Source organism: Sphingomonas sp., from assembly GCF_965200105.1.
Taxonomy (GTDB): Bacteria; Pseudomonadota; Alphaproteobacteria; order Sphingomonadales; family Sphingomonadaceae; genus Solisphingomonas.
Map to the genome: position 1 here is coordinate 2,096,158 of NZ_CBDATN010000002.1, position 18,408 is coordinate 2,114,565.

Genomic DNA, 18,408 nt, shown 5'->3' on the forward strand with positions numbered 1-18,408 from the left:
ACGCGACCGGAGAACGTGCGGCGAGTGCCGGCTTCGAGGGCGCGAGCGCCCGGCTCGAACGGTTCCTGACCTGCGGCACTCGCGGGACGGCGAGAACCTGATCCGCGACGATCGCAGCGCGCGATCGCTCCCGATCCGTCAGACCGCCGTGTAGCCGCCGTCAACGGGCAGCGTCACCCCGCTGATGAAGCGCGCATCGTCGCTGGCCAGGAAGGCGACCGCGGCGGCGATATCCTCGGCGGACGCCGTGCCCGGCATCGGGTTCATGTTCGTGAGGCCCTTTTCGAAGCCAGCGGGGTCGTCCGTCTCGAGCGCGGTGCGCGCGTTCATCGGGGTCCACACGCCCGTCGGCGCGACGGCGTTCACCCGAATGCCGTAGCGGGCATACTCCACCGCCGCTTCCCGGGTTAGCTGCGACACGCCCGCTTTGGCGGCGTTGTACGGTGGCAGTTCAGGGAAGGCGACCATCGCGGCGATGGAGGACAGGTTGACGATGACGCCGCTGCCCTGCTCGACGAAACGCGCCAGCGCGCTTCTCATGCCGTAGAATACGCCGTTCAGGTTCACGTTTATCACGCGATGCCAGTTCTCCAGGGTGGATGCGTGGATCGGTGCGCGAAGCGACGCCACCCCGGCATTGTTGACGAGGATGTCGAGGCGGCCGAGCTGCACGACCGTCGCAGCGATGGCCTGTTCGAACGAGGCGACATCTCCGACATCGAGTTGGACGAAGGGCATGTCGCAGACGTCCGCGACGGCCTTGCCGGCGGCTGCGTCGATGTCGGCGATCATCACGCGCGCGCCCTCGGCGACGAACCGCCTCACGATGGCTTCGCCGATGCCCGCGCCGCCGCCCGTGACGAGGACCGTCTTGCCGCCCAGGTTACGCATCTCACTCTCCCTGTTATCTCGCCAACCGGCAGCGTATCCGTGCCGGCGCGCCGCGCCACCCCGCGGCGACGCACAAGCCCCGCATCGGCTAGCAAATGCGCACTTGCGAACAGTTTCGCCGGCGGCGACCCGGAAGGCGCCCGGTTATGCTGGGCCGGACACTGGAGAATAGACATGAGCTTCGTCGAAGAACCGGTTTCCGTCGGCGGAGTGAAGGGCGTTACCTTCAGCGACCCGGAAGTCCGGCGCTGCCCTTTTCCCACCTACCATCAGCTGCGTGCCGAGTGCCCGGTCTATCAGGATCCGGTCAGCGGCAACTATGTGCTGACGCGGTACGAGGACGTGCGGCGGGCGGTCCTCAACAAGTCGCTGTCCGCGAAGACCGGCGTGATCCAAACCCGCAAGTCGAGCATCAGCGATCAGGTGGATCGGATGTACGAGGAGCAAGGCTACCTGCCCGTCGACACGCTGGTGACCAACGATCCCCCCTCCCACCGGCACTTCCGCGTGCTGGTCGACAAGGCCTTCACGCGCGAGAAGGTGACGGGACTCGATCCGCAGATCGAGGCATCGGTCGCGGAGCTGATCGAGAGCTTCGCCGACGAGCCCGAGATCGACTTCTTCGAGCGCTTCGCGATGCGCCTGCCGATGACCGTGTTCACGGACATCTTGGGCACGACGGACCGGGATCTCGCCAAGTTCAAGCGATGGACCGAGATGTCGCTGGAGAGCAGCAACCCAGTGCTGACGCCCGAGCGCGAGCTGCAGATCGTGCCGCACGTCATCGAGCTGCAGCGCTTCCTGGCGGCGAATGCCGAGCGGGTGATGGCGCAGCCCGACGACAGCCTGCTCAGCACGATCGCCAACGCGCAGGTCGACGGACGATCGCTGACCATGCAGGAGCTGGTCAGCATCCTTTTCCTGCTCTTCCTCGCGGGCGGCGAGACGACGGCGAACGCGCTCTCCGGCGGCATTAAGCTGCTGATCGATAAACCCGAGCTGGCCGACATGATCCGCGACGATCCGGTCAAAATGGACGCCTTCATCGAGGAGACTCTCCGGATCATGGCACCCGCGACCGTGATGTTCCGCCGCGCGACCGAGCCGCTGACGATCGGCGACGTCGCCATCCCGGAGAACGCCATCATTGAGACCCGCTTCGGCGCGGCGAACTTAGATCCCGAGGTCTTTCCCGATCCCGAGGCGGTGAACCTGGAGAGGCCGAACGGCCGCGCGCACCTCACTTTCGGCGCCGGCATCCACATGTGCATCGGCAACCAGCTCGCCCGCGGTGAACTGCGCGCCGCGTTCGGCCAGCTGGTCCGTCGCTTCAAGAACTTCCGCGCGTCGCGCGGCGAAGCCAGTTACGAGTATACGACGACCTACGTCGCTACGGCCTTACGAAATTGTGGATCAGCTTCGACAAACGCTGATCGCCGCGCGACGGGCGGTAGCCGCCCCTGTGTGATGAGATCGCAACCTCGCTCGAGGTCGCAGCCACGAGACGGCTGGGTCTCGCCGCATCACGCGACGCCGCCCGCTAATTCCCCTGTCAAGCTCGGAGAGCCTTCATGAACATGCAAAACACCATCCGTCCGGAAAGGCCCGCCTTCCTCGACGGGACACCTAAGAAGCTGCTGATCGGCGGCGAGTGGGTCGAGGCGCAGTCTGGCAGGAGTTTCACGACGAAGAACCCCGCTACCGGCGAGATCCTGGATGCGGTGGCGGAAGGCGACGCCGCCGATATCGATCGCGCGGTGGCGGCGGCCCGGCGGGCGTTCGAAGGGCCTTGGGGACGGTCCAAGCCTGCCGAGCGTCAGGCGCTGATGCTCCGCATCGCCGATCTGCTGGAGGCCAACATGGCGGAAATCGCGATGCTGGACACGCTCGACATGGGAATGCCGCTCGCCTTCTCGCGCTACATAGCGGCGGGGCCGGTCGTGGCGACGTTCCGCTTCTGCGCGGGCCAGGCCGTCGCAATTCACGGCGAGACGCTCTATCCGTCGCTGCCCGGCGATGTGCTGGCCTATACGCTGAAGGAGCCGATCGGCGTGGTCGGCGGCATCGTGCCGTGGAACGGCCCGGCGTTCAACGCGACGTGGAAGATCGCGCCGGCGCTGGCGGCGGGGTGCACGCTCGTCCTGAAGGTGGCAGAGCAGGCGTCGTTGACCGCGCTCCGGATGGCGGAGCTGTGCATGGAGGCCGGCCTTCCCGCGGGCGTGCTGAACGTTGTCACCGGCTTTGGGGAGACCGCGGGGGCGGCACTTGCCGGACACCGGGACGTCGACAAGGTTTCGTTCACCGGGTCAACGGAGACGGGACGCCACATCATCCGCGCCTCCGCCGGCAACATCAAGAAGCTGACGCTGGAGCTCGGCGGCAAGTCGCCCAACATCGTGTTCGACGATGCCGACATGGAGCACGCGGTCCCGGGCGCCGCGATGGCGGCGTTCGGTAATTCGGGCCAGGTCTGCCTGGCGGGCACGCGCCTGTTCGTGCAACGTGGGATCTACGAGGAGTTCACCCAGCGTGTGGCGGATTTCGCCAAGGCGCTGGTCGTGGGCGATCCGCTCGATCCAGCGACGATGATCGGGCCGGTCGTCTCCGAGGAGCAGCTCCATCGCATCTCGGGCTACCTCGCCGCCGGGACGACCGAGGGCGCGACGGCGATGGCGGGCGGAGCGCGGCTGACCGAGGGCGCGCTCGCCGATGGCTACTTCGTTCCGCCCACGCTGTTCTCCGGCGTTCGCGACGACATGACGATCGCGCGGGAGGAGATCTTCGGTCCGGTCATCTCCGCGATGGCGTTCGACGACGTCGACGACGTGATCGAGCGCGGCAATGCCACAGACTTCGGGCTGGCCAGCGGCGTCTGGACCAGCAACATCCATGTGGCCAACAAAGTCTCCAGGCGCCTGCGTGCCGGCACGGTATGGATCAACGGCTACTCGCTGATGGATCCCGCGGTGCCGTTCGGCGGCTACAAGATGAGCGGCTACGGCAAGGAATCCGGCAGCCACCACATTGAGGAGTATCTCGCCAGCAAGTCGGTGTGGATCAGCACGCACTGACCGCGATCGTCACGCCGCGCCGGAGCGCCAATAGGCGAGAGTGTTCCGGCCGGCGCGGCCCCAACATGATCTCGATCTCGCTGAGTAGGCCGCGTCGATATTGCTGTCCCCCGTTAAGCGACGGCTGCCCTAAATGACACATCGCTTTAAGCCCGTCCCGCTCGGGGGAAGCGAACTCGGCCAGTTCTCGATCAGCCTGGAAACTGCGCCATTCCTGCTTCGGGCTCGCTCGATCTGAGCGGACGCGGGCGCAACGGCACTCGTCCCAACGTGCTATCAGCGTCGCGTGCCGTAGCGATGACATCGCCTTTCAGAGCTATGGGCGCGTGCTGCCCAGCTCGATCGGCAGCCCAGCTGCAGTAAGTGGCGGCTAGCAACGCCGGCTGCCCCCATTGGCAACTTCGCCCGCGCTCCCAGCGAACCTAAAGGCAGTCGCCCATCGGCCTGCCTAGGCGGCTTCCCTGACGCGCGCGGGTTCGTTTCTCGGACGCTTGCGGAACGCGTCCGGGATCAGCCCGTCCAGATCCGCCTTGATGAGTAGCGCCAGCCGCTCCGATCCCGGGCGCATCTGGTTGATGCCGCCGCCGTTGAACCAGAGGCCACGCTGGCCGGTTTGGCTCCACATGCTTGCCCATTCTCCCTCGGCATCGAGCCGCGCGATATCACCGACGCGCTCGGCAACGTCCTCGCCGAAGGCGGTGGCGACTTCGGTCTTTCGGTTTTGGTAGCCGGTCGCGAGCACGATCAACTCCGCCTCGACGATCGTGCCGTCGTGCAGCCTGGCGCCCTCGGGCACGAACGTCTCGATGTGCTCGAATTGCTCGATCTTGATGCTGCCATTTGCGATCAGCTCGGACGTGCCCGTGTTGAGATAGTAGCCGCCGCCGGTTCGGAGAAACAGATCGAGGAAGCCCTGCCCGTCGACCCCGTCGCCGAGACGGAGTCCCGCAGTCGCCAGCCTGTCGAGTAGGTCGCGATCCTTCTCCTTGGCCATCTTGTGATAGGCTTGGCTCGCGCGTTCGCGCAGCGGATTGATAAGGCCGATGCCGTAGCGAAGGTCGACTAGAGCGGTCGGCGTCTCGGGATCGAGGTAGCCGGCATAGGCGAGGTTCGCGGTCGCGACGTTGGTGATGACCACCGGCCCGCGCTGGAACATCGTGACTTCGACGCCGCTTTCCGTCAGGTCGCGCGCGATATCGTGCGCGCTGGTCGCCACCCCGACGATGATGGCCTTCTTGATCTTGTGATCAGCCACCTTGGTGTATTGCGACGAGTGCAGGACGGGGCCCGAGAAGGTGTTCAGGCCCGGAAGCTGCGGAAGGTGCGGCTTGCCGCCGATCCCACCCGTCGCGAGGACAATGTGCGCCGGACGTAGTTCGCGCTCGGTGCCGTTGGCGTGACGGACCGAAGCGGTCCAGCGCCCGTCTCGATTATCGAACCGCGCGCCGCAGAACTCGGTCTCGCTCCAGACGTTCAGGCCCATGTAGCGGGCGTAGAGGTCAAGCCACTCACCCATCAGATCCTTGCTGAGATACTCCGGGTAGTGGGGCGGAAAGGCGAGGAAGGGAAAGCCGTTCATCTCGACGGGATTGTGCAGCGCCAGCGCATCGTACCGCTTGGCCCAGCTGTCGCCGACCCGTGGATACCGATCTATGACGAGCACACTGACGCCGAACGTGCGCAGGTGCGCCGCGGTGGTGAGGCCGGACTGGCCCGCACCGACGATGATCACGTCGGGCTCGCGATCCTCGTGCAGGCGCAACGCATCGCGATGTTGCTTCCAGGTCTGCCCAGGGAACGCCTGCGTGTAGCCACGGCCGCGGGGGTGCGGGACGTGCTGCTCGATCGAGTTCAGGCCTTCCAGCCGAGTGAAGATCGCGCGCGCCTTCATGCCGCCCGGCGCATCGGCGACCGGAACGGCGTTCATGACCAGCACGCCCGAGCCGTGCCGCGTGTCGAAATCGAAAAAGGCTTCGATGTATGCCGTCTCGCCCGTTTCCATGAGGTGCGGCGCCGGCCACTTTTCCGACAGGCGGAAGTTGCGCGGCCTGATCTCTCCGGCAATCGAGACGAGCGTCGACGCGACCGCGTCAAGGCCATGGAATTGCCGGTAGTCCCAGGTCAGCGCGCCATTGTCGCGCAGATAGGCAGGGTCGCAGAGCAGCGCCTTCAGTCCGGCCTCGTCGGATGCTTCGATTGCCTTCTCCAAAGCCGCGATCCAGTCACGCGCGCCAGCTTTGATTCCCGTCTCGTCCATTTCCATACCTCTACCCGCAAGGCACACCGCGCAGTCTCAGCCATTAGCCCGGTGGCGCGGTCCTAGGGCAGGGATGACACCGTCTCAATCATGTCGACCCGAATGCCCGCTATCTGAACGTCATCGTCAGATTTATTAAGTAGCACTGCCGACGAGCTGCTTTTCCAAGTCCATCTTTCCGAACTTAGTTGCGCTCACGAACACGAGCAGATTACCGCAAGTCCGAATCAACAGTTCCGGAGCGCGAAACAGATGGAGCAGGTCGTCTATCCGAGCCTTGCGGGCAAGGTCTGCTGGATTTCGGGCGGCGCCAGCGGGATCGGTCGCGCCATCTCGCTCGCCTTGGCCGCGAGCCGGGCGACGGTGGCCGTCGCCGACATCGACGAGGCGGCGGCGGCGGCGCTGGCCGAGACGCTGTCGGCGGCCGGCGTGAAGGCATCGTCCGGCCGTGTCGATGTTCTCGACGATGCCTCCGTTTGCACGAGCATCAAGGGTGCCGTGGCGCAGCACGGTCGGCTCGATCTGGTGGTGAACTCAGCGGGACGAACGAGCACAGAGTCGTACGACGATTTCGAGCGCAACGTCGATATGTTCCTGTTGTCGACGTGGCGCGCCATGCGTGCGGGTTTGCCGATCCTCCAGCGGTTCGGCGGTGGATCGATCATAAACATCGGCTCCATCGCCGGCGTGACGGGCTCGATCGGGCCGAGCGGCTACGGCCCGTCCAAGCACGGGGTGATCGGGGCGACGAAGGATGCCGCGCTGCGCTACGCGAAGGACGGGATCCGGGTGAATGCGGTCTGCCCCGGCTACATCACCACGCCGATGACCGCGCGCTTCCAGCCCACGCCGGAGGAGAGCGATGCGCTGATCAACGAGCGCCTGCGGGTGCCGATGGGGAGGTGGGGACAGCCCGAGGAGATCGCCTCCGTCGTCGCGTTTCTCGCGTCCGACCAAGCGTCGTTCATCACCGGGCAGGCGATCGTGGTCGACGGAGGGTTGACGGCGCGCTGACCGCGGTCAGTCGACGGCCAGCCTCTTGCGCTCCTCCCAGTTGACGAGCGCATCCTCAATGCGAGACACACAGGTTCGAAGCTTGACCAGGTAACGGTCGGCCGCTTGTTCCGGCGTCATGACGCTGCGGAAGAAAACGACGTTGATCGCGCCCGCGACCGTCCTGTCCGGCGCCAACACCGGTACCGCGATCGCGCTGATTTTGCTCTCCGTCAGCCCGGCCGCGCTCGCATAGCCACGCTGGCGCACCGATTGCGCAATGCTGTGCACCGCGTCGCGATCGTGGATGTCGTCGGCGTTGGGGCCGCCGAGACGCGCCACGACATCCAGTGAGGCATCGAGCGCCTCGACCGACATGGCGGACAGGATCGCCATGCCGAGCGCGGATCGCGTCAGGAGCCGCTCCTTGCCCACCATCGCCCGGTGGATCGACATCGGGCTGATCTTGTGCGTCGACAACCGGATCAGGACCTTGCCGCCTTCCAGACTGGCGAAGTCGCACGGCCAGAGCAGCTCCTTGGTTAGCTCGAAGAGGTTCGGCCAGGCGAACTGGGTGACGACGTCGTCATCACGGAGACCTTCGGCGAGATAGGCGAACCTGGTGGTGAGCGCGACCGCGCCGTCCTCGCCCCGTCGCGTAACGTAGCCGAGCTGCTCGAGCGTATGGACGATCCGGTAGGCGGACGATCGCTCTATCCGCGCGGCTTCGCTCAGCGGCCCGATGCGGGCCCAGCCGAGCTCGCTGAGCGCCTCGACAATCCTTAGGCCGCGTACCAGCGACTGCACATCCTTGTAGGGCTTGTCGTCTTTGGTGCTCATGGCAGGAAGCCTGTTCGCTAGACGAACATGCCTGCATTCGGCGTTGCCAGATTGCAAGCCCGTTCCGATAGCCCGGCGGCAGCGGCGCCTGCCTTAAGCCAAACGCGACGAGACGCATTTTCGGGAGCCAACATGATCGTCGGATCCGTCTGCCTGTCGCATAGCCCGCTAAAGGATCGCAATCGAGCCGATCCCGCGGTCGAGGCGAGGTTCGATGCCTCTGTCCGGCAAGCCGCGGAGTTCGTCGAGGCGGCCGGCCCGGACGTGGCTGTCATCTTCTATCCGGATCACGTCAACGGCTTCTTCTACGGAATGCTGCCGCCCTTCTGCGTAGGCATCGAGGCGACCTCCATCGGCGACTACGGCACGGCGGCGGGCGCGCTGGAGATACCGGAAGAGCGCGCGCTGGATCTGGCTGAGTCGGTGCTCGGGTCCGGCGTGGACATCGCTATCTCGTACAGCATGAAGGTCGACCATGGCGCGGCGCAGCCGCTGGAATGGCTGTCAGAGCGACATCCGCTCGCGCGCGTCATACCGATCTTCGTCAACTGCGCGGCGCCGCCGCTGCCGACGTTCCAGCGGGTACGAGCGCTCGGCGCCGCCGTCGGTGCCTGGGCCGAGCGAGCGCCGGAGCGGGTGCTCATCATCGGTTCGGGCGGCCTGTCGCACGACCCGCCCGTCCCCGCGATGGCGACCGCGCCGGCCGACGTGCGGAGCAGGCTGATCGCCGGCGGTTCGCTGAACCATGCCCAGCGCTACCAGCGCCAGAACCGGGCGCACGGCGAAGGCAGTGCGATGGCGCGCAAGCAGTCCAGCCTGCTGCCCGCCAATCCCGATTGGGATCGCATGGTACTCGACGCGCTCGCGGCGGGCGACCTCGCCGTCCTGGACGCCGCCAGCCACGCGTCGATCACCTCGGTCGGCGGGCGCGGCGGGCACGAGGTGCGCACATGGATGGCGGCACTCGCCGCGCTCGGCCCCGACTATGCGGCGACCGAACTCTTCTACGAGGCGGTCGACGAATGGATCACGGGCATGGGCGTCCTGCAGGCCGTGCCGGCCTGACCGCGCGAGCGTTCATCCCGAAGATCATCGGAAGCAGCAACATGTCCGATTCCAAGCCGTCGATCTGGTCCGACCTCACGGGCGCATCCTTCTCGCAAGGGTTCCTGGATGCAGGTGGCGTGCGAACGCGTTTTCTAGCCTCCGGATCGCCCGACAAGCCGCTCCTGCTGCTCCTCCACGGCACCGGCGGACATGCGGAGGCCTATACCCGCAACCTCGCCGCGCACGGGGAGCACTTCCACACCGTCGCGGTGGACCTGATCGGCCACGGCTGGAGCGACAAGCCCGACGGTGGATACGAGATCGCCGACTACGGCGCGCACGTCCTGGCGATTTTGCGGGCGCTTGGGCGCGAGCGGGCGCACTTCTCCGGCGAGTCGCTCGGGGGCTGGGTCGCAGCCTGGCTCGCGGTGCACCATCCCGAGAAGGTCGACCGGCTCGTCCTGAACACGGCAGGCGGGTGGACCGCGCATCCCGTCGTGATGGAGCGGATCAAGCGTCTCTCGATGGAGGCCGCGCGCGATCCGAACCCGGCGCGGATCCGTACTCGGCTGGAATTCCTCATGCACGATGGCTCCAAGGTGAACGACGACCTGGTCGAGACCAGGCGGGCGATCTACGCGCAGCCGGGCTTCCCGGCGGTGATGGAGAAGGTGCTTTGCCTTCAGGACATGGACGCTCGCCGGCGCAACATGTTCTCCGACGAGGAGACGGGGCGCATCGCGGCGCCGACGCTGGTGTTGTGGACATCGCACGACCCTACGGCGACCTCGGAGGAGGGCCGGCGGATCGCCGACCTGATCCCGGGTGCCCGCTACGAGGTGATGAACGGCTGCGGGCATTGGCCCCAGTTCGAGGACGCAGCGACGTTCAACGAGCTGCACTTGAACTTCCTGCTGAGCCGCTGAGGACAGGCGCCTATGCTCCGTTCTGATGCACGAGGGTAAGCAATGAAGCCTAAAGCCGAGCTTGACGTCTTCGACGTCGCCATCGTCGGCGCCGGCCCCGTCGGCCTGACGATCGCCAATTACCTGGGTTGCATGGGTATCCGCACGCTGGTGCTAGAACAGCGCGACACGCTGATCGACTATCCTCGCGGCGTCGGCATGGACGACGAATGCCTTCGCAGCTTCCAGGCGATCGGTCTGGCCGACGCGATCGCGGCGCACACCATCCCCGGCCAGAAGATGCGCTTCCTGACTATGACGGGAAAGACGTTCGCGTTGATAGACCCGCAGACGCGCGAGTTTGGATGGCCGCGGCGCAACTCCTTCATCCAGCCGATGATCGACGAGATCCTGTTCGACGGGCTGAAACGCTTCGACGGCGTGGCCGTCGAGTTTGGCGCCGAACTCCAATCCTTCGAAGAGGAAGGAGAGCGCATCCACCTGCAGGTGGGATCGGCCGGACGCACGCGGCGCGTATCGGCGCGGTGGCTGGTCGGCTGCGACGGCGGACGAAGCATGGTGCGCAAGGCACTCGATATCGACTTCGTCGGCATCACGGACGCAACCCGCTGGGTGGTCATCGACCTCAAGAACGATCCAATCGGCCTGCCCGATTCCTACCTCTATTGCGTGCCATCTCGGCCCTACGTCTCGATCGCGCTACCACATGGTATGCGCCGGCTTGAATTCATGGTGTTCGGCGACGAGACGGAGGAGGAGCTCTGCTCGCCGGCGGGGGTGCAGGCGCTGCTGGCACGCGCGCTGCCGCATCCGGAGCGCGCCGACGTCATGCGCAGCCGGGTCTACACGCACAACGCCCGTCTCGCCTCGCATTTCGGCCGCGGGCGCGTGCTGATTGCAGGGGACGCCGCTCACCTCATGCCGGTATGGCAGGGGCAGGGTTATAACAGCGGCATCCGCGACGCCACGAACCTCGCGTGGAAACTTGCGCTGGCGGTCCGCGGCGACGCCTCCCCTGACATCGTGCAGAGCTACGAGCCGGAGCGGCGCGAACATGCCAAGGCCATGATCGACCTGTCGGTTACCGCGGGGCGGATCTTCGCGCCCACCAACAAGGCGATCGCCTGGCTGCGCGACAGGGTCGCGCTGGGACTAAACACGTTGCCGCCGGTCAAGCGCTACTTCGTTCAGATGCGCTTCAAGCCGATGCCCAGGTTCGTACGCGGCCTCGTGCTGACCGGAGCGGACGGCCAGCCGCAGGGCCGCGCGACCGGCAAGTTGTTTCCGCAGCCCGATGTCGTGACAGCGGACGGCGGGACGCGGCGCCTCGACGACGCTATCGGGCTCAGGTTCGCGATCCTGTCCTGGGGCTCCGATCCGCAGCTGCACATGACGGAGGAGGTCCGGCGCTACTGGGCCGACATGGGGGCGGCACTGCTCGCGGTGGTGCCGACGACGCAGCTCTACAGCTTCCGCGGCGAGATCAGGCCGGGAACGGTGCTGATCGGGGATGCGTCCGGAGCGCTGCACGACTGGTTCGCCGGGCAGGAGGGCGATGGCTCGATCGTGGTGGTGCGGCCCGATCGCGTCGTCGCGAGCATCGTGCCGCCGCAGCGGCTGGAGGAAGCGAGCCGCACCCTGCGCGCGCTTATCGGCGGACGCTTCTCCGCCGGGGAGCCCGCCATGCGAGAGCGGCCGTCGCCGCCGACGAATTTTGATCGCGGTCTCGGGAAGGCGGCATGATCGGCGAGGCCGCCATCGCGGACTTCGCCGGCGAACTTCACCGCGCCCTTCGCGAGGCGCGTACCGTGCCGGCGCTCCGCGATCGTGCGGCGCTGTCGATCGACGATGCGTACGCCGTTTCGCTCGCGCTGCTGGCGAAGCGCGAAGCCGAAGGCGAGCGGGTGATCGGCAAGAAGATCGGCGTGACGTCGAAGGCGGTCCAGGACATGCTCGGGGTAGATCGGCCCGATTTCGGCTTTCTGACCGACAGGATGCAGGTGAGGGGGGAGCCCGTCCGTATCGCGGGACGGCTGATCGCGCCGCGTGCCGAGGCGGAGATTGCCTTCATCCTCAAGGATGATCTGATCGGTCCGGGCGTGGGCGACGGCGACGTCCTCGCTGCAACCGAGACGGTGTGCGCCTGCTTCGAAATCGTCGACAGCCGCATCGCCGACTGGAACATCCAGATCGTCGACACGATTGCGGACAATGCGTCGTGCGGCGTGTTCGTGCTCGGCGAGAAGCGCGTCGACCCACGCGAACTCGACCTGCCAAACCTGCGGTGCGAAGTGTTCAAAAATGGCCGCCAGCTATCCGAGGGCTTCGGCTCCGCCGTTCAGGGCTCGCCGCTCACCTCGGTCGCGTGGCTCGCCAATACGCTGGGGGCGTACGGCGTTCCCCTGAAGGCTGGCGAGATCATCCTGTCGGGCTCGCTCGTCCCGCTTGAGCCCGCCGCCGCGGGTGACGAGTTCGTGACGAAGATCGACGAGCTGGGCAGCGCCGCAATCCGTTTTGCCTAGACCGGCTTGTTCGCAGAACGAACACTCGGTTCATGGAACTTGGTAACGAGCGGGGCGGGCAGCTAGTCCCCGACCGGGGCGGGGGAGAGCCGACGGATGTGCGATGATCATCACGGCGTGACGGGTGACCAGTCCGCGGACACGAGCCGCCTGCTCGCGACATCGCCGAGCAACTGGGGGCGTTGGGGCGAGACCGACGAGGTCGGCTCGCTCAACTTCCTGACGTCTGCGGAAGTGATGCGGGGCGTCCGCTCGGTTCGGCAGGGCAAGGTCTTCACCTGCGGGGAGGTGATCGGCAGCGCGAGCGGTGATCCGTTGTGGCCGGGTCGGATCCACGCGAAGCGCGAGACCGTCATCGACAAGGCGAGCTACGTGCGTGGCGACTTGTCCAGCCTGCCCGGCGGCGCCGAGTTCGCCGACGACAAGATCGAGATGTTCCTGCAGGGCTCCACCCAGTTCGATGCGCTGGGCCATGTCTGGTACGACGACATGCTCTGGAACGGCTATCCCGCCACCGACACGAACGGCGGCATGAAGAAGGCATCGATCCTGCCGATCGCCGAACGCGGCGTCGTCGGGCGCGGCGTACTGCTCGACATGGCGAGGTTTAAGGGCAAGGAGTATCTCGAGAAGGGCGACCTTCTCGGCCTCGACGACATCCTCGGCTGCGCGGAGGGGCAGGGCGTCACGATCGAGAGGCACGACATCCTCTGCCTGCGGCTAGGCTTCCTGCAGCTCCTGCACATCCAGGGGCCGGACGTCTTCTATAGAGACTTCCTCGAACCGGGCCTGACCTACTCGCCCGCGCTTGTCGACTGGTTCCACCGTATGGAAATCCCGTGCCTATCGACCGACACGATCTCCAACGAGACCGAACTCGATCCGCGCGTCGGCGTCCAGATACCGCTCCATTGCGCGCTGATGCGGAACCTCGGCATCGCCTTTAACGAGATCTGTAATTTCGAGCGGCTGGCCGAGGATTGTCACGCCGACGGACAGTGGGACTTCCTCTACGCCGCGGCGCCGCTGAAGGTCGCCGAGGCGACCGGCGCGCCGACGAACGTGCTGGCGATTAAGTAGGCCGTCGGTGGTGGATCAGCTTTTCGATATGGTCGTCGCCGGGTCCGGCGCGGCGGGGCTGGCCGCCGCGGTGGTCGCTCGATCGATGGGGCTGCGCGTCCTCGTCGTCGAGAAGACCGGCTTGATCGGCGGGACGACCTCCTATTCCGGCGGTGTCGTCTGGGTGCCCAACAGCCGCCAGATCGTCGAGCGCGGCGGGCTGGACAGCCTCGAGCGGGCCGAGGAATATCTCGACGCCACGATCGGCAGTCTGCACGAGCGCGAGGCGCGCCGTCAGTACCTGCGGCGCGGTGCCGAAGCCTTTGCCTACCTGGAGGACGTGACCGGGCCGCTGTTCTACGTGCGTGCGAGCAACTCGCCAGACTACTATCCGGACGCGGAGGGCGCGTCGCAGCAGGGGCGTGCGATGACGCCGCTGACCTTCGACGGGCGGCTGCTTGGCGAGCACTTCCGCGACGTGCGCGCGCCGCTACCGGAGTTCGCGCTGTTCGGCCGGCAGATGCTGGAGCTAATGGACGTCCACCACCTGCTCAACGCCCGCCGATCGCTGCGTTCCGCAGTCCACACGGGTGGCCTGTTGCTCAGGGACGTTCGCGACCGCCTGCTTTACCGCCGCTTCGGGCGCGGAACGCGGCTGACGGGCGGCAACGCCCTGGTCGGCCGGCTCTACAAGTCCGTCCTGGATCTTGGCATAACCGTCGAGCGCGACGCGCCGCTGGTGGACCTGGTGAGGGACGATGCGGGTGTGAAGGGCGTGGTGATCGAGCGCGACGGCGAGAGGCACGCCATCACGGCCGCTCGCGGCGTCATCCTCGCGACCGGCGGGTTCCCATGGGGCGAGGCGCTCAGGCGACAGCGTATGCAGGAGGTGCCGCTCGGTTATTCGGCGACCAGCCCGGAGAGCCAGGGCGACGGCATCGCGATCGCGATGGCGCACGGGGCGGTGTTCGATCGCGAGAATTCGGAAGGCGCGTTCTGGGCGCCGGTGTCGGTGACGAAGCGAAAGGACGGATCGCTTGCCCGGTTCCCGCACCTGATGGCCGATCGCGCCAAGCCCGGACTGATCGCGGTGAATAAATCTGGCAGGCGCTTCGTCAACGAAGCCGAGAACTACCATGACTTCGTCCGCGCGATGATGGGCCGCGACAGGAACGAGGATCAGCAGCCCGTTCACCTGATCTGTGACGCTTCGTTCCTGCGCCGGTACGCGTTCGGGGCCGTTCCGCCGCTCGCGTCGGAACGGCGTCGGGCGGTGCGGTCCGGCTACCTGATCGAGGCTCCGACGATCGCGCGGCTGGCAGCCGGGATCGGTGTTGAGGCGGCCGCGCTCGGCGAGACCATCGATCGCTTCAACCGTCAGGCCGTTGCAGGGGAGGATCCGGACTTCGGCAAGGGCGAGAGCCTCTACAATCGCTACCTGGGCGATGCGGGTCAACGGCCGAACCCCTGCCTGGGGCCGATCGCGCGCGGGCCATTCTACGCGATCAGGGTCCATGTCGGCGATATCGGGACCACGCACGGGCTGTCCGCCGACGTGAACTCGCAGGTGCTGGACGATCGCGGCGATCCGATCTGCGGCCTCTACGCCTGCGGCAACGACCGAAATTCGATTATGGCGGGCTCGTACCCGGGCGGTGGCATCACGATCGGGCCGGCCATAACCTTCGCCTACCTGGCCGTTCTGCACGCGACCGGAGCGGCGGCCGATCGCGCGGCGAGCAAGTCGGCCTGAGCGCGGCGCGCGGCTGTCGACATGCCCGAACGAATGGACCAGCCATGAACCGTGACGAACCGCCACTGCCTTTCCGCCGACACGAGATCCTCGTCGACGGGTTGGAGACCAGCTTCCTGGAGGCGGGCTCGGGTGCGCCGGTCGTCCTGCTGCACGGCGGCGAGTTCGGCGGTGAGGCCGAAATTTGCTGGGAGGCGACGATTCCCGCGCTCGCCAGGCACTACCGCGTGCTGGCACTCGACCTGCTGGGCTTCGGGCGCACGGCGAAGGTGGTCGACTTCGTCGACGGGCGGATGCGGCGGCTGCGCCATCTCGCGCGCTTCGTGGAGGCGGTAGACGCCGTCGGCGCGCCGTGCATCGGCAACTCGATGGGCGGCATGTTGCTGCTGTTCGATGCCGGATCGGAGCGGCCGCTGCTCAAGCCCGGCAGCATCGTGACCATCGCGGGCGGCGGCGCGCTGTTGATGGACTCGCCGCATGTCGCCGCGCTGTTCTCCTACGACGGATCGATCGATGCGATGCGGCGGATCGTCAGCGCATTGTTCCATGGCGAGGCCTGGTCGCGCGACGATGCCTATGTCGAGCGACGGCGCGCGACCAGCCTGATGCCGGGAGCCTGGGAGGCCGTGGCCGCTGCCCGCTTCCGGCGGCCCGCCGAGCTGCAGCAGGCTCGCGCGCCGTCCGGCATCGCGTACGGTCGCATAGCGACACGGACGCTGATCGTCGCGGGCGAGAAGGACAAGATTAAGCCCGGCGGCTGGTGGCAGGAGCTCACCAGCCAGATGCCGAGGGCCGAGGTCGTGGTGGTCCCCGACACCGGCCATTGCCCGCAGATCGAGGCGCCGGAGATCGTGAACGAAGCGCTGATCCGCTTCCTTGCCGATGGCGATGCACCCTGATCGCCGCCTCTGCAGAGACGTTTCGGGCCGGTGGTCGACATCGGATGCGCGTCGCGACCGAGCGGGCGCGCAAGCGCGGAAGCCTTTCCCGCCCGGAGTGGCGGTAGCGACCGAAACGGGGACGAGTTGCTTGACCGAACACCTCCGATCGGAGCCTTGCGGGCGACGATCGCCGCGGAGGATCGACCGCGCGATCCGCCGGCCATGCGCGCATGTAGCGCGTTTTATGTTGTTCGATCCGGATCGGGGCGTTCGCCGCGCGAGGATCATTGAGGTATCACCGGCTGAAGCCGGTCGGCCGGAGGAACACCATGGCTCAGACGATGACGTGCAAGCTGCTCGCCCGGGCTTCGGGAAAGCCCAGCGTGGTTCCGGGCGACGCGGTGCTCGCCCGAATCAGCATGATGACCAACCTGGACGGCACGACCTTCATCGACAGCTTCGTCGAAAAGGGGCTGCGAGTGTGGGACCCGAGCCGAATGATCTTCTGCTTCGACCATATGTTCCAGCCCGACTGGTTCCCGCAGCAGGCGGCGAAGGAGCATCCCAAGATTCGCGCCTTCGCCCGCGAGCAGGGCATCCCGGCGGAGAACGTCTACGATCTCGGCCGCAACGGCATCTCCCACCAGATCCCGGTCGAGCAAGGCTGGGCGTTGCCTGGGACGGTCTGCATCGGCGCCGACACGCAAAGTTCCACCATGGGCGCCGCGAACTGCTTCGCGCTACCGGCCCTGTTCGGTGTCGACCCGATCGTCCTCACCGGCGACATCTGGATGATCGTGCCCGATGCGATCCGCATCGAACTGACGGGCGAGCTTCCGCGAGGCGTCAGCGGCAAGGACATCGTCTACCACCTTATCCGCGACCTTGGCGAGCGGGTTAGCGGCAAGGTGCTGGAGTTTTCGGGCCCCGGCGTCGCGACGCTGCCGATGGACGTGCGCCTAGCAATCGCGAACGGCGCCGTGCAGATCGGCGCGCTCACCATCATGTTCCCGTGCGACGAGATCCTGCTCGACTATCTCAATGGTCGCGCACGCGAGCCGTTCGAGCCAGTCGCCGCCGATCCGGACGCCAAGTATGTCGAGCTGATCGCTTACGACCTTGCCGCTATCGAGTGCCTCGTCGCCGGGCCGCACGAGATCGAGCTCGTGCGCCCGCTGGGTGCGGTGGTCGGGCAGCCGATCGACGCCGCCAACATCGGCTCGTGCTCCAGCGGCCGGCTGTCGGACCTCGCGCTCGCGGCCGAGGTGCTCAGGGGCCGCAAGGTGCATCCCGGAGTGCGGCTGGTGATGACCCCGATCTCGGCCGACACCGCGCGCGAAGCGGCTGCCGCCGGCATCACCCAGATCTTCCTCGACGCGGGCGCCATGGTGACGCAGCCTGGTTGCGGCGGCTGCTACAGCGGCAACCTGTCGCCCCTGAAACTCGGCGACGGCGAGCGTTGCATCTCGACATCGGTGGAGACGCTACGCGGACGCATGGGGAGCCAGCAATCCGAGGTGATCCTGGGCAACGCCGCGGTCGTCGCGGCGTCGGCGGTCGCGGGCTGCATCGCCGATCCGATCGCGTACCTGGCCCGTGTTCCGGAGCCCCAGTCGTGATCCTTACCGGGCGCGTGTGGAAGCTGGACCGCAACGTCGGCGCCACCGACCTGCTGCCCGCCCGCTACGACAAGCAGGGCATGAGCCGGCAGTGGCAGGACTGCGCGAAGCACATCCTTGAGGACGCGCGGCCGGGCCTCGCCGAGCGCGTTCGCCCGGGCGACATCGTCGTCGCCGGCGAGGGCTTCGGAGCGGGCCACGCGCACTACTACTCGGCCGCGGTGATGGGCTGCCGGACCGCTGGCGTGGCGGCCTTCCTCGTCGACGGGATCGGCGGGCTGTTCCAGCGGGCCTGCATCGATTTTGGAATGCCTGCCTGGGCCATGTCGGGCATCTCCACCTTTGTCTCGGAGCATGACGAACTGAGCATCGACCTGGCGACTGGCGACGCCACGAACCTCTCGACCGGGGCGGTCACGCGGTTCGAGCCGGTGGCGCCGCTGATCCTCGATATCCTGGGGGCGGGCGGCAGCGAGCCCTGGGCGCTGCGCCGCGTCGGCGCCGGGGCGGCGGCCTGACCCGTGCGACGGCCGGGCTGCCGCCGTACGA

At 66.9% G+C, this 18,408-nt stretch carries 15 protein-coding genes; 12 read left to right on the plus strand and 3 right to left on the minus strand.

What is annotated here, in order from left to right:
- Nucleotides 1–138: 138 nt before the first annotated feature.
- Entirely contained in the window at nucleotides 139–891 is a 753-nt protein-coding gene (locus ACOFKX_RS11775; RefSeq protein WP_419827159.1) for an SDR family NAD(P)-dependent oxidoreductase, read from the minus strand.
- A gap of 39 nt (nucleotides 892–930) precedes the next feature.
- On the opposite strand from ACOFKX_RS11775, the gene ACOFKX_RS11780 reads away from it, so the two are divergent.
- Together ACOFKX_RS11780 and ACOFKX_RS11785 are read left to right on the plus strand one after the other, a co-directional pair.
- A complete protein-coding gene (locus tag ACOFKX_RS11780; RefSeq protein WP_419827160.1) occupies nucleotides 931–2,466 on the plus strand; it encodes a cytochrome P450 in 1,536 nt (511 codons plus the stop codon).
- Between the two features lie 2 nt (nucleotides 2,467–2,468).
- Nucleotides 2,469–3,962, plus strand: a complete 1,494-nt coding sequence (locus ACOFKX_RS11785; RefSeq protein WP_419827421.1) for an aldehyde dehydrogenase family protein — start codon at nucleotides 2,469–2,471, stop codon at nucleotides 3,960–3,962.
- 448 nt (nucleotides 3,963–4,410) lie between these two features.
- On the opposite strand, the gene ACOFKX_RS11790 is transcribed toward ACOFKX_RS11785, so the two are convergent.
- Entirely contained in the window at nucleotides 4,411–6,219 is a 1,809-nt protein-coding gene (locus ACOFKX_RS11790; RefSeq protein WP_419827161.1) for a flavin-containing monooxygenase, read from the minus strand.
- Between the two features lie 252 nt (nucleotides 6,220–6,471).
- Between ACOFKX_RS11790 and ACOFKX_RS11795 the strand changes: the two genes are divergently transcribed.
- Nucleotides 6,472–7,233, plus strand: a complete 762-nt coding sequence (locus tag ACOFKX_RS11795; RefSeq protein ID WP_419827162.1) for an SDR family NAD(P)-dependent oxidoreductase — start codon at nucleotides 6,472–6,474, stop codon at nucleotides 7,231–7,233.
- A gap of 6 nt (nucleotides 7,234–7,239) precedes the next feature.
- On the opposite strand, the gene ACOFKX_RS11800 is transcribed toward ACOFKX_RS11795, so the two are convergent.
- Complete coding sequence (locus ACOFKX_RS11800) at nucleotides 7,240–8,052, minus strand: IclR family transcriptional regulator domain-containing protein (RefSeq protein ID WP_419827163.1); 813 nt, start codon at nucleotides 8,050–8,052, stop codon at nucleotides 7,240–7,242.
- Between the two features lie 132 nt (nucleotides 8,053–8,184).
- On the opposite strand from ACOFKX_RS11800, the gene ACOFKX_RS11805 reads away from it, so the two are divergent.
- The 9 genes from ACOFKX_RS11805 (at nucleotide 8,185) to ACOFKX_RS11845 (ending at nucleotide 18,377) form a co-directional block, all read left to right on the plus strand.
- On the plus strand, nucleotides 8,185–9,117 hold the full coding sequence (locus ACOFKX_RS11805; protein ID WP_419827164.1) for a 3-carboxyethylcatechol 2,3-dioxygenase: 933 nt from the start codon (nucleotides 8,185–8,187) through the stop codon (nucleotides 9,115–9,117).
- A 41-nt stretch (nucleotides 9,118–9,158) separates the two neighbouring features.
- Nucleotides 9,159–10,025: an alpha/beta fold hydrolase gene (locus tag ACOFKX_RS11810; protein WP_419827165.1), complete on the plus strand. Its 867-nt coding sequence runs from the start codon at nucleotides 9,159–9,161 to the stop codon at nucleotides 10,023–10,025.
- 42 nt (nucleotides 10,026–10,067) lie between these two features.
- Nucleotides 10,068–11,768 (plus strand): bifunctional 3-(3-hydroxy-phenyl)propionate/3-hydroxycinnamic acid hydroxylase, encoded by a 1,701-nt coding sequence (locus tag ACOFKX_RS11815; RefSeq protein ID WP_419827166.1) that lies wholly within the window; start codon nucleotides 10,068–10,070, stop codon nucleotides 11,766–11,768.
- A complete protein-coding gene (locus tag ACOFKX_RS11820) occupies nucleotides 11,765–12,547 on the plus strand; it encodes a 2-keto-4-pentenoate hydratase (RefSeq protein ID WP_419827167.1) in 783 nt (260 codons plus the stop codon). The genes ACOFKX_RS11815 and ACOFKX_RS11820 overlap by 4 nt, the downstream gene beginning before the upstream one ends.
- Nucleotides 12,548–12,643: 96 nt before the next feature.
- A complete protein-coding gene (locus ACOFKX_RS11825; RefSeq protein ID WP_419827168.1) occupies nucleotides 12,644–13,627 on the plus strand; it encodes a cyclase family protein in 984 nt (327 codons plus the stop codon).
- Between the two features lie 7 nt (nucleotides 13,628–13,634).
- The gene (locus ACOFKX_RS11830) at nucleotides 13,635–15,359 is read left to right on the plus strand and encodes an FAD-dependent oxidoreductase (RefSeq protein ID WP_419827169.1); all 1,725 of its coding nucleotides are present in this window, start codon (nucleotides 13,635–13,637) and stop codon (nucleotides 15,357–15,359) included.
- Nucleotides 15,360–15,403: 44 nt separating this feature from the next.
- Entirely contained in the window at nucleotides 15,404–16,258 is an 855-nt protein-coding gene (locus ACOFKX_RS11835; RefSeq protein WP_419827170.1) for an alpha/beta fold hydrolase, read from the plus strand.
- Between the two features lie 311 nt (nucleotides 16,259–16,569).
- Nucleotides 16,570–17,859 carry a 3-isopropylmalate dehydratase large subunit gene (locus ACOFKX_RS11840; RefSeq protein WP_419827171.1) on the plus strand — a complete coding sequence of 430 codons (1,290 nt, stop codon included), beginning with the start codon at nucleotides 16,570–16,572 and terminating at the stop codon, nucleotides 17,857–17,859.
- Nucleotides 17,856–18,377 (plus strand): hypothetical protein, encoded by a 522-nt coding sequence (locus ACOFKX_RS11845; protein WP_419827172.1) that lies wholly within the window; start codon nucleotides 17,856–17,858, stop codon nucleotides 18,375–18,377. The genes ACOFKX_RS11840 and ACOFKX_RS11845 overlap by 4 nt, the downstream gene beginning before the upstream one ends.
- The last annotated feature ends 31 nt before the right edge of the window (nucleotides 18,378–18,408 follow it).

Bases quoted from the DNA above. Each gene is read 5' to 3' on its own strand.
- ACOFKX_RS11835 (WP_419827170.1), top strand. From the start codon at position 15,404: ATGAACCGTGACGAACCGCCACTGCCTTTCCGCCGACACGAGATCCTC.
- ACOFKX_RS11795 (WP_419827162.1), top strand. From the start codon at position 6,472: ATGGAGCAGGTCGTCTATCCGAGCCTTGCGGGCAAGGTCTGCTGGATT.
- ACOFKX_RS11790 (WP_419827161.1), bottom strand. From the start codon at position 6,219: ATGGACGAGACGGGAATCAAAGCTGGCGCGCGTGACTGGATCGCGGCT.
- ACOFKX_RS11775 (WP_419827159.1), bottom strand. From the start codon at position 891: ATGCGTAACCTGGGCGGCAAGACGGTCCTCGTCACGGGCGGCGGCGCG.
- ACOFKX_RS11825 (WP_419827168.1), top strand. From the start codon at position 12,644: ATGTGCGATGATCATCACGGCGTGACGGGTGACCAGTCCGCGGACACG.
- ACOFKX_RS11815 (WP_419827166.1), top strand. From the start codon at position 10,068: ATGAAGCCTAAAGCCGAGCTTGACGTCTTCGACGTCGCCATCGTCGGC.
- ACOFKX_RS11800 (WP_419827163.1), bottom strand. From the start codon at position 8,052: ATGAGCACCAAAGACGACAAGCCCTACAAGGATGTGCAGTCGCTGGTA.
- ACOFKX_RS11820 (WP_419827167.1), top strand. From the start codon at position 11,765: ATGATCGGCGAGGCCGCCATCGCGGACTTCGCCGGCGAACTTCACCGC.
- ACOFKX_RS11785 (WP_419827421.1), top strand. From the start codon at position 2,469: ATGCAAAACACCATCCGTCCGGAAAGGCCCGCCTTCCTCGACGGGACA.
- ACOFKX_RS11805 (WP_419827164.1), top strand. From the start codon at position 8,185: ATGATCGTCGGATCCGTCTGCCTGTCGCATAGCCCGCTAAAGGATCGC.
- ACOFKX_RS11810 (WP_419827165.1), top strand. From the start codon at position 9,159: ATGTCCGATTCCAAGCCGTCGATCTGGTCCGACCTCACGGGCGCATCC.
- ACOFKX_RS11840 (WP_419827171.1), top strand. From the start codon at position 16,570: ATGGCTCAGACGATGACGTGCAAGCTGCTCGCCCGGGCTTCGGGAAAG.